The organism is Sodalis sp. RH16, from assembly GCF_047324245.1.
Lineage (GTDB): Bacteria > Pseudomonadota > Gammaproteobacteria > Enterobacterales > Enterobacteriaceae > Acerihabitans > Acerihabitans ligni.
On sequence record NZ_CP178737.1, the window covers coordinates 2,605,733 to 2,618,449 of the forward strand.

The window sequence follows — 12,717 nt, forward strand, 5'->3', positions numbered from 1 at the left end:
TTTATCCCGAATATTCTAATAGTTAAGTAACGGGCCGCTGTCAGAAGGTAAAGCAACGAAGCTTTATGCCAAAACAATTTCAATGAAAATAAGAATGTTATCAAACAAAAAAACCAGCCGCTAAGCTGGTTTCTCAAAATAGTGGTGCCCGGACTCGGAATCGAACCAAGGACACGGGGATTTTCAATCCCCTGCTCTACCGACTGAGCTATCCGGGCAACGGGGCGCATTAAACCGTATCACAAGGATAACGTCAACGGCTTTATCACCTTTGCCCGCTCGGTTGACGAGATTTCATGCAGCCCTCATCCCACCGCCTGGAGGCATATCCGGCTGCCTTTGGAAAGGCATTGAAGCAATAAGTTATGTCATAATTTATCAAAATTAATTAATTTATCTATTAATCAAGTAGTTATGATTAATTTGGATTATGTTTATTTTGAAGATTTTTTCTTGAACAGAGAGTAAAAAAATGCAATTATTGCCCGAATTTCTCTTATTATTCCAAAAGGTCAATGGGGGCCGCAGGTATGAACAATTCCTTGCTGCTGCGCTGCCACATCAGTCAACTTTGTCTGATGGCGTTCTCCTATTGTCTCATCGATCCCTATTTTTCTTTCCCGCTCACGCCCACCATGCGGTGAGGTTACCCCTGACCAGCTTGTAAGCATGACTGAAATCAGAGGGCTCCTCTGCTTTTCCTTATGCTTATTGGCTGCCGTCATCAGCGGTTTCTTCCATAAGTGCCGAATTTCCTAGTGGAAAACCTTGAAAGTTAATGCGGGTTGAGAAATTTCTCTCCCATTTACGTGCCTTCCGGCACATACACTCATCCTTAACCTTTTGGGATCGGTGACATGAAACTACTTAAGATCGCGGCTAGCGCCAGCCTTGTCGGGCAACTGCAGACGGCACGGGAAATCGTGCCGTTGACCGAGACTGATTTTACCGATGTGGCCGCATTGGTGGTCACTCCGGACGATGTCCGGGCGGGGTTGCTGAATATACTGCGGAACACCGGGCTGTCGATTCCGGCGTTTGTGGCGATAAATGAGCAGGCGCAGGCTGCGGGCATGGCACTACCGAAAGAGGCCTCAGCGCTGGTATTGAACGGTTCAAAAGAGAGTGCGGCCCTCTTGGAAGCCGCGGCGGATACTTATCAACAGACGTTGCTACCGCCGTTTTTCGATACCCTGACCAAATATGTCGCCATGGGCAACAGTACCTTTGCCTGCCCGGGACACCAGGGCGGCCAGTTCTTTCGTAAGCATCCCGCCGGCCGTCAGTTCTATGAGTTTTTTGGTGAAAACCTGTTTCGCGCCGATATGTGCAATGCCGATGTGAAGCTGGGGGATCTGTTGATACATGAGGGTTCGGCCAAAGAGGCGCAGAAATTTGCCGCCAAGGTGTTTAATGCCGATAAGACCTATTTTGTACTCAACGGCACTTCATCCGCCAACAAGGTCGTGACCAACGCCTTGCTGACCAGGGGGGATTTGGTCCTATTCGATCGTAATAATCATAAGTCCGTGCATCATGGCGCGCTAATCCAGGCCGGGGCGACGCCAATCTATCTTGAAACCGCCCGTAATCCGTTTGGTTTAATCGGCGGTATCGATGCTCACTGTTTCGAAGAGAGGTATCTCCGGCGACAGGTGGCGGAAGTCGCTCCGTGGCGGGCCGATGAGCAGCGCCCGTTCCGTCTGGCGGTAATCCAGCTGGGTACCTATGACGGCACCATCTATAATGCCCGCCAGGTGGTGGACAAGATCGGCCATCTGTGCGATTACATCCTGTTTGATTCCGCCTGGGTGGGTTACGAACAATTTATCCCGATAATGGAACAATGCTCGCCGCTCTTATTGGATCTCAACGAACACGATCCGGGGATTTTTGTGACCCAGTCGGTACATAAACAGCAGGCGGGATTCTCACAGACCTCGCAAATCCATAAAAAAGACGCCCATATCAAAGGGCAAAAAAGATTCTGTAACCATAAGCGTTTTAATAATGCGTTTATGCTGCATGCCTCCACCAGTCCCTTCTATCCCTTGTTCGCCGCATTGGAGATCAACGCCAAAATGCATGAAGGCGCCAGCGGCCGGCGTCTGTGGCAGGACTGTGTGACATTGGGAATCGATACGCGCAAGGAATTGCTGGCGCAATGCCGGCTTATCCGGCCCTTTATTCCTGAAACCGTCAACGGCAGACCCTGGCAGGATTACGATACCGGCGTCATGTCCGGGGATGTGCGGTTCTTCAATTTTGAACCGGGCGAGAGCTGGCACGCGTTCAGCGGCTATACCGACAATCAGTATTTTGTCGATCCCTGTAAATTATTATTGACCACCCCCGGTATCGATCGGGTGAGCGGAAATTATTCAGCGTTCGGTATACCCGCCACCATCCTGGCGACCTATTTGCGCGAGCAGGGCATCGTGCCGGAAAAATGCGATCTGAATTCAATCCTGTTCCTGCTCACGCCGGCGGAAGATCGTCCAAAGATGCAGCGGCTGGTGGCGGCGCTGGTGCAGTTTGAACGCTATATCGAGCAAGACGCGCCGCTATGCGACGTGCTGCCCAGTATTTATGAGAAGCATACCGATCGTTATGAAGGCTATACCCTGCGCCGGCTATGCCAGGAAATGCATGATTTATACGTCAGTTTCGATGTGAAGCAGCTACAGCGGGATATGTTCCGGCGGGAGTGCTTGCCGCAGGTGGCGATGAATCCGCAAGAAGCGAACATCGCCTTTGTGCGCGGTGAAGTGGAGTGTGTCGCCATTAGCAAAGCCGAAGGGCGCGTTGCCGCGGAGGGGGCGCTGCCTTATCCTCCCGGCGTATTGTGCGTGGTGCCCGGAGAAGTCTGGGGCGGGGCGGCGCAGCGTTATTTCCTGGCTCTGGAGGAGGGGCTGAACCTGCTGCCCGGCTTCTCGCCGGAATTGCAGGGCGTCTACGCCATCGAGCAAGAGGACGGCATCAAACGCCTCTATGGCCACGTTATCAGCCGTTAGTCCGAGGGCCGGCTGTCCGGCCCTGAGCTTGTTGACAAAGTGCTCGGTCGAGACAGACTGCCAGATCGTAAACACGCCGTGAACCCGTCCCTGGGGGCTCGATCCGCGCCGTCCCTGGCGCGGACGGTTTACTCTTCTGGCAGTCTGTCCCGCCTTTTTGACTCCGAGTACGTTTGTCAGCAGTCTGCCCTTTAGTATTTTTATCTCCCCCTTAGCGCCGGTAGTATTTCTGCAGGGTATTCACCTTATACAGATAACGCCGCGACTCGGCTGACGGATGTTTGGTGGTCAGGGTTTCATACACGTCCGCAGGCTGCAGTTCGTTGATAAGCTCGAAGGCCTGGTTTTTGTCGCTGGAGAACACCCGCAGAACGCTGCCCGCGCCGCCGTTATAGGCGGTGATGACCGCATAGCGCCTTGAGGTGGGATTGGCGATGCCTGCCAGGTAATTCGACTGCAGCAGGGCCAGATAGGCGGTCCCCGTGTCGATATTATTTTCCGGATCGAACAGGAAGCTGCGGCTTGGCTGGCCCCAACGGCCTTGCATTTTGAACACATCCCGGCCGGCGCTGTGCTGAACCACCTGCATCAGACCCAAGGCATCGGTATGACTGACCGCGTAAGGGTTGAAGCTGGATTCAGTCTGCATGATTGCCAGGATCAGGGATTCGTCCACGCCATATTTTTGCGCGGCGTTACGCACCATCGGCAAATATTTATGGGCACGCTTATCTAGATGGTTAGGCACGAGCTGAATGGTAATCGACCATATCACGTGCAGATCGGAAGTCCGGCTCTGGAGCCGGGTTTGCAGCAGATAATCGGCAAAACTGGCGGCCCGTCCCTCCCAGCGAATGGGCTGGCCGGTGTTATCCACCACCTGGCCGTACAGGAAGGGTTCCTTGCTGATCTGGATATCATTGGCGTCGGAGTAAAGGTCGGTGCTGCTCGGATCGTCCCCCATCAGCAGGGTGCTGATAATCGCCTGCCGCAGATGCGCCGCAGGATCGGTGCCGGCGATGGTTTCCACCGTGATGGTGCCGGCGTCAAAGTTGATATGACTGCGGGTTAGGTATTGGTCGGTGTATTTAACGTAATCCTTTGGTCCGGCAATCAGGACTTCATTTATGCCCCAGATGTTTTCAACGTTATTGGCAAATTGCCCCATCAATATATCGAAGCCGTTGGTGTCTTTCACATAGGCTTCATTGTCTTCATTTTTATGGCTGGAACACGAGAACAACATGGGCGCTATAACTAGCAAAGCTAAAATTTTCTTCATCTTACATGCCGTGTCGGGACGAAAAATACATAAGGGCTAATTCCGCCCTGAAACATACCCTAAAGAATTCGAGCCGCAGAAAGACAGCGACAAATCCGTCCGGAACAGATTTGAACAGCGCCTGCGCTGGCCCGAAGGGGCGAGGCCCATGGAGGGGCCGGGTATTGCCAACGCGCCAGCAACATGAAGCATGACGGGTCGAAACGTCATTTGCTGGGCGGAGTATAGCCTTCGACATGCACATCCTGGCCCTCGAACAGGAACTTGACCATTTCCTGTTCGAGTATTTTCCGGTCGGCGGGATTCATCATGCTGAGTTTTTTTTCGTTGATAAGCATAGTCTGTTTGGACATCCACAACGCCCAGGCTTCTTTGGAAATGGTTTCAAAGATGCGTTTACCCAACTCGCCGGGATACAACTGAAAATCCTGCCCTTCGGCCTCGCGTTTAAGATAGGTGCAATAAATCGTTCTGCTCATCGTTATTCCTCTTTGGCGACAGGCTGTAGCAATGCCGGTTGCCATGGTTTACCCACTTGTTTTAATAAGCGTTCTACCGGCGCGGCCAGTCCCACTGACGGTGGCTGCGCTAAGTTATACCAGAGTCCGGCGCCTTCATCCATGCAACCTTGCATATCGGTAAGATCCATGCGCAGAGGGACGATGTCCAGATGAAAATGGCTGAACGTATGGCGAAAAGCCACCATTTGCTCGCCGCGTTGAATATCCATGCCGCGTCTTTCAAGCCACAGCGCCAGATCTTCCCGCCGGGAAAACTGCGGGAAACAAAACAGCCCGCCCCACAGGCCGACGGCCGGACGCTGTTCCAGCCAAATCCGCTGGTCTGACTGCAATAATAAAAACCAGGCGGTCTTTTCGGGCAAAACCTGCCGGGGTTTTTTGCCGGGATAGCGGGCCCAGGTCCCGGCGGCATAGGCTTCGCACCCCGTATGCAGCGGGCAGAGCTCGCATTTGGGCCTGGTGCGGGTGCACACCATGGCGCCCAGGTCCATCATGGCCTGGTTGAATGCCCCGGCGTCCCGGGCCGGTGTGAGCTGTTCGCTTAAGGCCCACAGTCGCTGCTCCACCTCTTTTTTACCCGGCCAGCCTTCAATGGCAAAACAACGGGCCAATACGCGCTTCACATTGCCATCAAGGATAGGATAATGTTGGCCAAGCGCCAATGATAATACCGCGCCGGCGGTGGAGCGACCGATACCGGGCAGCTCCGTGATATCTTCATAGTTCGTTGGAAACACGCCATTGTGCCGGGAGGCTATCAGCCGGGCCGCCTTATGCAGATTGCGCCCGCGGGCGTAATAGCCCAGGCCGGTCCACTGATGCAGCACTTCGTCCAGCGGCGCCGCCGCCAGCGCGCCTACCGTGGGAAATTTCGCTAAAAAACGCTCGAAATAAGGAATAACGGTGGCAACCTGGGTTTGTTGCAGCATAATTTCAGACAGCCATACTTTATACGGCGTTTTCTCCAACTGCCATGGCAGGGTCTTGCGGCCGAAGCGCTGGTACCAGTCCAGCACTTGCTGCGCGAACTGTTGCGCTTGTATCATCTGGGGAGTTTCACTCTCTGGCGGGTCTCGGGGTCGACGCTTCTGGCAGCGATTCCAGCACAGAGTTGCCACCCTGTAAACAGGAACTTTCTGAGGCCGGCCACTTGCTAATCAAGGTTATCTTTGCATAATGCGCGTTTGCCCATCAACTTGTACGACACGAAACCACTATGAGCAATAATGTTATCTCCCCCGAGTTTGACGAGCAGGGGCGTCCGCTGCGGCGTATTCGCAGTTTTGTCCGGCGGCAGGGTCGTTTGACCAAAGGTCAGCAACTGGCGGTGGATAAATTCTGGCCGGCAATGGGGGTGGACTATCAGGCCAATCCGATAGCGTTCTCTTCGCTGTTCGGACGGGAGGCTCCGGTAACCCTGGAAATCGGTTTCGGCATGGGGGCTTCGCTGGTCCAGACCGCCGCAGCGCATCCGGATCAGGATTATCTGGGCATTGAAGTACATTTACCCGGCGTCGGCGCCTGTTTGTCCAGTGCAAATGAATCCGGTATCGATAATTTGCGGGTCATGTGCCATGACGCGGTGGAAGTGCTGGAGAATATGATCCCCGATGACAGCCTGGCGCTGGTTCAGCTCTATTTTCCCGATCCCTGGCATAAGGCACGGCATCATAAACGGCGTATCGTACAGGGACCGTTCGTGGATCTGGTGCGCCGAAAACTGCGGGCGGGGGGCGTATTCCACATGGCCACCGATTGGCAGCCTTATGCGGAACATATGCTCGATGTCATGAATCAGGCGGCGCATTTTCGCAATCTTTCGCCACAAAATGATTACGTGCCGCGCCCGGAACACAGGCCGTTGACCAAATTTGAACAGCGCGGACAAAGATTAGGGCACGGTGTGTGGGATTTAATGTTCGAAAAAGTGGTCTGATAGTGCGGGCTATACCGCCGTCGATTTTCAGGAGAAGGTATGTTGCGCAAATTGGTGCTGGGTTTATTGATGTTAACGGCATGGCAGGCTCAGGCGGATTATCAGTGTCCGGTCAAGCCGCAGGACGATATTTTTATCAGCTCGCAGCAGGTGAGGGTGGCGGGGGCCAGCGGCGATATCACCATCACTCCCGATGGCCAGGTGGCGCGCAACGGCCAGCCGCTGAACCTGAACGGCGAACAGCGGCGCCAGGCGGCGGATTATCAGGCGTCGGTGCGGGAACAACTGCCCTGGATCGATGAGGGCGCACGCAGCCGACTGGAAAAGGGACGCATTGCCCTGGACCGGATTATCGTACAGCAGTTGGGTAGCGACAGTCATGTGCGCGAACGGTTGACCACTTTGGATCGGCAATTGAAGCAGCAGATGAACCGTATTATTGAACACCGTCCCGAAGGGCTGGCCTTCCACCACCAGGCCATCGCCCAGGTTGAGCAGGACGGACGTCGCATTGTCCAGGACAGCATGGGGGGCGTGGTGCAGGACAGCCTGAACGAGATGGGGACGCAGCAAGCCATGAAAGCCGCCACCGGCAGCAGCCCGTTGCAAGCGGTTATGGGCAATCTGGGGAGTTTGCAGCAAGCGATTCAAAATGAGTGGAACAGCCAGGAACAGGATTTCCAGCAGTTTGGTCATCAGGTTTGCCAGCGGGTGACTCATCTTGAGCAGCAGCGCGGGGATTTGATGAAATCCCTGCAATAGCCCCGCAACGCGCCCGTTCCCGCGTGGTCGCCTGTTTCACTCTAAAAACCACGCGCCTGTTCCGGCGGTCGCGTGATTTATTCCATAAACATTTCCAGTAACGGGTTCAGGAACAGTTTGCCTTTCTCGGTAACCTGCCAGCAGCTGTCGTCTTCGGAGATATAACCGCCCGCCAGGGCCTGGTCAAGGGCAGGACGGACCGTTTCTTCATCCAGGCCGGTAAAGGCGCTGAACTCCTGCCGTGGGGTGGGTTCCGTGAGCCGAAAACGGTTCATGAAGTACTCAAAGGGCAAATCCGCCGGTTCCACCCCATAGCGCTTCTCCAGGTAGTTTCCTTGCATATAGCCACGGGGATGGCGCGTTTTGACCGTGCGCAGCAGGGTGCCGTCGGCCTGGGACAGCTTGCCGTGGGCGCCGCAACCGATGCCGAGATAATCGCCGAAGCGCCAGTAATTCAGGTTATGCTCGCATTGAAAGCCCGGTTTGGCATAAGCGGAGGTTTCGTATTGCCGGTAACCGGCGGCGGCGAGCAGGTGGTTTCCCTGCTCGAAGATATCCCACAAGGCGTCGTCGTCCGGCAGGACCGGCGGACGGGAACCGAACAGCGTATTGGGTTCGATGGTCAACTGGTACCAGGACAGATGCGGCGGATTGAGGGCGATGGCCTGGCGCAAATCGTCCAGGGCCTGTTCCAGCGTCTGATCGGGCAAACCGTGCATCAAATCGAGATTAAAGCTGCGCAAGCCCAGACCGGCGGCCAGGTGGGCGGCCCCGCGGGCCTCCTGCGCGCCATGAATCCGTCCCAGACGGATCAGTTTCTCTTCATTGAAGCTCTGCACCCCGATGGAAATGCGGTTTACACCGGCCTGATGATAGGCGTGAAAACGTTCGGCCTCTACTGTGCCCGGATTGGCTTCCATGGTAATTTCCGCGAAGGCGTTCACCGGCAATCGCCGGCGTACGCCATCCAGCAGGCGTTGCATGGCCTCGGAGCTGAGCAGGCTGGGAGTGCCGCCGCCGATAAAAATCGTGCTGATTTCGCGACCGCCGGTGTAGGCCAGATCCTGGTCCAGATCCGCCAGCAGATGATTCACGTACTCCTCATGGGGAACGTCGCCCTTCAGCGCATGTGAATTGAAATCGCAATAGGGGCATTTCTGCACGCACCAGGGGATATGGATGTACAGGCTGAGAGGCGGCAAGCTAAGCATGACGCAGGCCGTCCAGCAACAGCGCCAGGGCTTGGCCGCGATGGGACAAGCTCTGTTTCTCAGTCCGGCTCAATTCGGCGGCGCTGCAATCCAGCGCGGGGATCCGGAACACCGGATCATAACCGAACCCGCCGTCGCCCACTGCATCAGGCCCGATAACGCCGCGCCAGGCGCCATGGCAAACCAGGGGAATGGGATCGTCGGCGTGGCGCAGATAGACCAGTACGCAATGGAAGCTGGCGCCGCGCTGGTGTTCCGGTACGCCTTTAAGGGCGTTTAACAGTTTTTCCAGATTTTGCCGGTCATCGGCATCGGGGCCGGCATAGCGGGCCGAGTATATTCCCGGCGCGCCGCCAAGATGGTCCACCGCCAGCCCGGAGTCATCGGCAATGGCGGGCAGGCCGGTGAGGCGGGCGGCATGGCGCGCTTTAAGCAGGGCATTTTCAATAAAAGTCAGGCCGGTTTCTTCCGCCGACTCCACCCCGAGCGAGGCCTGCGACACCACCTCCAGGCCGAAATCCGTCAGCAGTCCGGCCAATTCGGCGACTTTACCGGCATTACCGGTGGCCAATACGATTTTTTGCATAGTCCTGGTCCTTACGGATACCGCTTACAGCTGATACCACAGCCCCTGAAACAGATCCATCCCCAGGTAGTTCAGCAGATAGAGGATCAAAATAACCACCATGGCGGAGAAGTCGATACCGCCCATGGCCGGAATAATGCGCCGAATCGGCGCCATCAGCGGTTCGCTGAGCTGAAACAGCACGTAATCCATCGGGCTGCGGCCCTGGCTGACCCAGCTCATCAAGGAGCGGATGATAATCACCCAGAACACCAGCTGCCCGGCGGCTTTCAGCAGCGTCAGCAGCCCCACCAGCAAATTCAGCGGATCCACCGCTAACGCGCCGGCCTGAATCAGCATCAACAGCGGGAATTTCAGCGTGGCCAGAATATAGGCCAGTAGCAGCGACGCGCTGTCAATGGGGCCCAGCGACGGAATAATACGGCGCAGGGGGCCGATAATCGGCTGGGTTATCTTGACGATAAATTGCGAAAACGGATTATAAAAATCGCAACGTACCCATTGCATCCAGATACGCAGCAATAGCACCATGATATAGAGATCAATCACGGTGGTGACCAAAAACGTCAGCGTCAACATAAGAAGAAAGTGTCCTTAATAACGTTAAATTGCACGGAGTCGCGAAGTATCAGAATAATTTTTCCATTTCTTCCGCGCGCTTGACCGCCGCCCGCATGGCCTCGGCGACGGTTTGCGACAGTTGCCGTTCATCGAACACCCGCAGCGCCGCGGCGGTGGTGCCGCCTTTCGATGTGACATTTTGCCGCAATGTCCCAAGGGGGGTATCGGGACTTTTTTCAGCCAGTTCGGCGGCGCCGATGGCTGCCTGCCTCACCAGCATGGCCGCCGTCTCCTGGTCGAATCCCTGGTTGACGGCTTCTTGCTGCATGGCTTCCATCAACAGGAAAAAATAGGCCGGCGCGCTGCCCGCTGCGGCGATGATTCCGTTGATATCGCTCTCTTTCCCCAGCCAGCAGGTTTTACCCACCGCGCCCATCAGGCCGGCGGTGAAGTCGCGGTCGGCCCGGCTCACCTGTTCCGGCGCGTAAAGCCCGCTCATGCCTTTACCCACCAGCGAGGGGGTGTTCGGCATAATCCGCACCAGATTTATGGATTCACCCAGCAGCGCCCGAAAGCGGCTCAGGTTTACCCCGGCGGCGATGGACAGCACCAGTTTGCCGGAAAAATCCACGTTCTCAAAAAGCTGGCGGCAAACATCCGCCATCAGCTGTGGTTTCACCGCCAGAACCACCACATCCGCCGATTGGGCGGCAGCGCTGTTGTCATCGACGGCGTGTACTGAAAAACGTTCCGCCAGCGCGTCGCGGCGCTGGGCCGTCGGCGCGCAAACGGTGATAAGTTCGGCGGGATAGCCTTGCGCCACCAGGCCGGAGATGATGGCCTGCGCCATATTGCCGGCGCCGATAAAGGCGATTTTGCGCTGTTGCATGCTCTTCCTCATCATTATGATTATGCTGTGGGGGCGCCGTAATCCCTGGCGCCGAAAATAGCGGTACCGATTCTTACCAGGGTACTGCCGGCCGCAATCGCCGCCGCCATATCGCCGGTCATCCCCAGAGACAGGGTGTCGGCCTGGGGGAATTGCCGGCGTAAACCGTTAAAAAGCGACGCCATCCGCTGAAATACCGCCAGCTGCCGCTGATAATCGCTTTCCACCGCCGGGATGGCCATCAGTCCGCGCAGCCGCAAGCGGGGCAGTTCCGCCACCGCCGCCGCCAGTTCAGGCAGCCTGTCGGGCATAATACCCGACTTGCTCTCCTCGCCACTGATATTTATCTGAATCAGCACGTTCAACGGCGCCGATTCCTCCGGGCGCTGATGGTTCAGTCTCTGTGCCAGTTGCAGGCGATCCAAGGTGTGCAGCCAGTGAAAATGTTCCGCCACCAGGCGGCTTTTATTCGATTGCAACGGGCCGATAAAGTGCCATGACAGGGGAGGGATAAATTCCCGCTGCTGAAAATAATGGATTTTTTCGACGCCTTCCTGCACATAATTTTCGCCAAAAGCCCGCTGGCCGGCGGCAATGGCTTCTTCGATCGCCTCCACAGATTTGGTTTTGCTGACCGCGAGCAAAGAAATTTCCCCGGGATCGCGGCCGCATTCCCTGGCGGTAGCCGAGATTCTTGCTGTTACCTGCTGTAAATTCTGTTCGATAGCGCTCATGTTTTCAGGAGGTCGTATGAATATGGATGAACTGGTGGCCCATAGTGTAAAGCATAATGCGTCAGATCTGCACCTTTGTCCGGGTTTGGCGCCCATCGTTCGTATCGACGGCGAGCTGCGCTCCCTGAAGACTCTACCACCCCTCGGCGAAGATATTATTACCGGCTGGTGCGAAGGCTTTCTCGGCCCCCGCGGCCGGGACGCGCTGGCACTGTCCGGCCAGGCGGACGGCGTGACGGCGCTGGCCGGCGGCCGGCGTCTGCGCGCTCATTTTTTCCGCCAGCACACTGGCGTTTCGGCCGCCTTCAGGCTGATTCCCGCGCAGATACCCGCGCTCTGCGCGTTAGGGGTGCCGCCGGAGATAACGGAACTGCTGGCCCGGTCCCAGGGCCTGCTGCTGGTGACCGGCGCCGCCGGCAGCGGCAAATCCAGCTCACTGGCGGCCATGGTGGATCATCTTAACCATCTCCGTCGGCAACATATCATTACCCTGGAAGACCCGGTGGAATTTATCCATCAGCCGGATCGCTGTCTCATTCAGCAGCGGCAAATCGGCGAGCATTGCCGAAATTTCCGGGCCGGCCTGCTGGGGGCGCTGCGGGAGGATCCGGACGTTATCCTGCTGGGGGAGTTGCGCGACGCCGCCACTGTCCGTTTGGCGCTCACCGCCGCAGAAACCGGCCACCTGGTGCTGGCGACGCTGCACGCCAGGCATGCCTGCCAGGCCGTCAATCGGCTCCTGGACGCGTTCTGCGCCCAGGAGCAGGATTTTGCCCGCGGCATGCTGGCCGATAGCCTGCTGGCGGTAATGGCGCAAAAATTGGTGGCGCGGCAGCAGGGGGGCCGCATGGGTCTGTTTGAGCTGATGATCGCCACGCCGGCGGTGCGCAACCTTATCCGCGAAGGTAAAACCCATCTGCTGCCGGGACTGCTGCAGACCGGAAAGGGACAGGGCATGTTGACTTTTGAGCAAAACTCTCGGCAGCGGGGCGGCGGTTAGACCCCCGTTGTCCACGGTTCCATGATTTTACCAAGGGGCCGCTAGGGTCATGAAATCTTAACAAACTGATGGGAGCAATTTTGCCATATAGTTTTTACCGCGATGAGGAATATTTCTATTTATAGACACGCCGTTTATTTTGAAAAAAATTTATTGTGAAGAGTGGTCTCATAAATAACTAAGCCGGTATATTCAATTAAAAAAACGCGTGACGTCGTTGC

General features: G+C 56.3%; 12 protein-coding genes and 1 tRNA gene. 4 read left to right on the plus strand and 9 right to left on the minus strand.

Features of this window, described 5'->3' with window-relative positions; all coding sequences use genetic code 11:
• Nucleotides 1-142: 142 nt before the first annotated feature.
• Nucleotides 143-218: transfer RNA gene (locus ACL2XJ_RS11955), tRNA-Phe, on the minus strand.
• 639 nt (nucleotides 219-857) lie between these two features.
• Between ACL2XJ_RS11955 and ACL2XJ_RS11960 the strand changes: the two genes are divergently transcribed.
• Nucleotides 858-3,014 carry an ornithine decarboxylase gene (locus ACL2XJ_RS11960; RefSeq protein WP_413726591.1) on the plus strand — a complete coding sequence of 719 codons (2,157 nt, stop codon included), beginning with the start codon at nucleotides 858-860 and terminating at the stop codon, nucleotides 3,012-3,014.
• Between the two features lie 211 nt (nucleotides 3,015-3,225).
• Here ACL2XJ_RS11960 and mltC read toward each other — a convergent pair whose 3' ends face one another.
• The 3 genes from mltC to mutY form a co-directional block, all read right to left on the minus strand.
• Entirely contained in the window at nucleotides 3,226-4,296 is a 1,071-nt protein-coding gene (gene mltC / locus ACL2XJ_RS11965; RefSeq protein ID WP_413726592.1) for a membrane-bound lytic murein transglycosylase MltC, read from the minus strand.
• Between the two features lie 206 nt (nucleotides 4,297-4,502).
• Nucleotides 4,503-4,775: an oxidative damage protection protein gene (locus ACL2XJ_RS11970; RefSeq protein ID WP_132923403.1), complete on the minus strand. Its 273-nt coding sequence runs from the start codon at nucleotides 4,773-4,775 to the stop codon at nucleotides 4,503-4,505.
• 2 nt (nucleotides 4,776-4,777) lie between these two features.
• Nucleotides 4,778-5,863 carry an A/G-specific adenine glycosylase gene (mutY, locus tag ACL2XJ_RS11975; protein WP_413726593.1) on the minus strand — a complete coding sequence of 362 codons (1,086 nt, stop codon included), beginning with the start codon at nucleotides 5,861-5,863 and terminating at the stop codon, nucleotides 4,778-4,780.
• A gap of 170 nt (nucleotides 5,864-6,033) precedes the next feature.
• Between mutY and trmB the strand changes: the two genes are divergently transcribed.
• Nucleotides 6,034-6,753: a tRNA (guanosine(46)-N7)-methyltransferase TrmB gene (gene trmB, locus ACL2XJ_RS11980; RefSeq protein ID WP_413726594.1), complete on the plus strand. Its 720-nt coding sequence runs from the start codon at nucleotides 6,034-6,036 to the stop codon at nucleotides 6,751-6,753.
• A 39-nt stretch (nucleotides 6,754-6,792) separates the two neighbouring features.
• Nucleotides 6,793-7,515 (plus strand): DUF2884 domain-containing protein, encoded by a 723-nt coding sequence (locus ACL2XJ_RS11985; protein ID WP_132923400.1) that lies wholly within the window; start codon nucleotides 6,793-6,795, stop codon nucleotides 7,513-7,515.
• Between the two features lie 77 nt (nucleotides 7,516-7,592).
• Here ACL2XJ_RS11985 and hemW read toward each other — a convergent pair whose 3' ends face one another.
• From hemW to ACL2XJ_RS12010, 5 genes are read right to left on the minus strand one after another with little or no spacing between them, the layout of a single operon-like run.
• Complete coding sequence (gene hemW, locus ACL2XJ_RS11990; RefSeq protein WP_413726595.1) at nucleotides 7,593-8,726, minus strand: radical SAM family heme chaperone HemW; 1,134 nt, start codon at nucleotides 8,724-8,726, stop codon at nucleotides 7,593-7,595.
• Complete coding sequence (gene rdgB, locus ACL2XJ_RS11995; protein ID WP_413726596.1) at nucleotides 8,719-9,312, minus strand: RdgB/HAM1 family non-canonical purine NTP pyrophosphatase; 594 nt, start codon at nucleotides 9,310-9,312, stop codon at nucleotides 8,719-8,721. Before rdgB ends, hemW begins: the two co-directional genes overlap by 8 nt.
• 24 nt (nucleotides 9,313-9,336) lie before the next feature.
• Nucleotides 9,337-9,891, minus strand: a complete 555-nt coding sequence (locus tag ACL2XJ_RS12000; RefSeq protein ID WP_132923397.1) for a YggT family protein — start codon at nucleotides 9,889-9,891, stop codon at nucleotides 9,337-9,339.
• Between the two features lie 49 nt (nucleotides 9,892-9,940).
• Nucleotides 9,941-10,762 carry a pyrroline-5-carboxylate reductase gene (gene proC, locus ACL2XJ_RS12005; protein ID WP_413726597.1) on the minus strand — a complete coding sequence of 274 codons (822 nt, stop codon included), beginning with the start codon at nucleotides 10,760-10,762 and terminating at the stop codon, nucleotides 9,941-9,943.
• A 20-nt stretch (nucleotides 10,763-10,782) separates the two neighbouring features.
• A complete protein-coding gene (locus ACL2XJ_RS12010; RefSeq protein WP_413726598.1) occupies nucleotides 10,783-11,496 on the minus strand; it encodes a YggS family pyridoxal phosphate-dependent enzyme in 714 nt (237 codons plus the stop codon).
• Between the two features lie 16 nt (nucleotides 11,497-11,512).
• On the opposite strand from ACL2XJ_RS12010, the gene ACL2XJ_RS12015 reads away from it, so the two are divergent.
• Nucleotides 11,513-12,496, plus strand: a complete 984-nt coding sequence (locus ACL2XJ_RS12015) for a type IV pilus twitching motility protein PilT (RefSeq protein WP_413726599.1) — start codon at nucleotides 11,513-11,515, stop codon at nucleotides 12,494-12,496.
• Nucleotides 12,497-12,717: the final 221 nt, after the last annotated feature.

What these genes read in the sequence shown, in the direction of transcription:
- mltC (WP_413726592.1), bottom strand. Translation starts at nt 4,296, where the DNA reads ATGAAGAAAATTTTAGCTTTGCTAGTTATAGCGCCCATGTTGTTCTCG.
- trmB (WP_413726594.1), top strand. Translation starts at nt 6,034, where the DNA reads ATGAGCAATAATGTTATCTCCCCCGAGTTTGACGAGCAGGGGCGTCCG.
- proC (WP_413726597.1), bottom strand. Translation starts at nt 10,762, where the DNA reads ATGCAACAGCGCAAAATCGCCTTTATCGGCGCCGGCAATATGGCGCAG.
- ACL2XJ_RS11960 (WP_413726591.1), top strand. Translation starts at nt 858, where the DNA reads ATGAAACTACTTAAGATCGCGGCTAGCGCCAGCCTTGTCGGGCAACTG.
- ACL2XJ_RS12010 (WP_413726598.1), bottom strand. Translation starts at nt 11,496, where the DNA reads ATGAGCGCTATCGAACAGAATTTACAGCAGGTAACAGCAAGAATCTCG.
- ACL2XJ_RS11970 (WP_132923403.1), bottom strand. Translation starts at nt 4,775, where the DNA reads ATGAGCAGAACGATTTATTGCACCTATCTTAAACGCGAGGCCGAAGGG.
- ACL2XJ_RS11985 (WP_132923400.1), top strand. Translation starts at nt 6,793, where the DNA reads ATGTTGCGCAAATTGGTGCTGGGTTTATTGATGTTAACGGCATGGCAG.
- mutY (WP_413726593.1), bottom strand. Translation starts at nt 5,863, where the DNA reads ATGATACAAGCGCAACAGTTCGCGCAGCAAGTGCTGGACTGGTACCAG.
- rdgB (WP_413726596.1), bottom strand. Translation starts at nt 9,312, where the DNA reads ATGCAAAAAATCGTATTGGCCACCGGTAATGCCGGTAAAGTCGCCGAA.
- ACL2XJ_RS12015 (WP_413726599.1), top strand. Translation starts at nt 11,513, where the DNA reads ATGAATATGGATGAACTGGTGGCCCATAGTGTAAAGCATAATGCGTCA.
- hemW (WP_413726595.1), bottom strand. Translation starts at nt 8,726, where the DNA reads ATGCTTAGCTTGCCGCCTCTCAGCCTGTACATCCATATCCCCTGGTGC.
- ACL2XJ_RS12000 (WP_132923397.1), bottom strand. Translation starts at nt 9,891, where the DNA reads ATGTTGACGCTGACGTTTTTGGTCACCACCGTGATTGATCTCTATATC.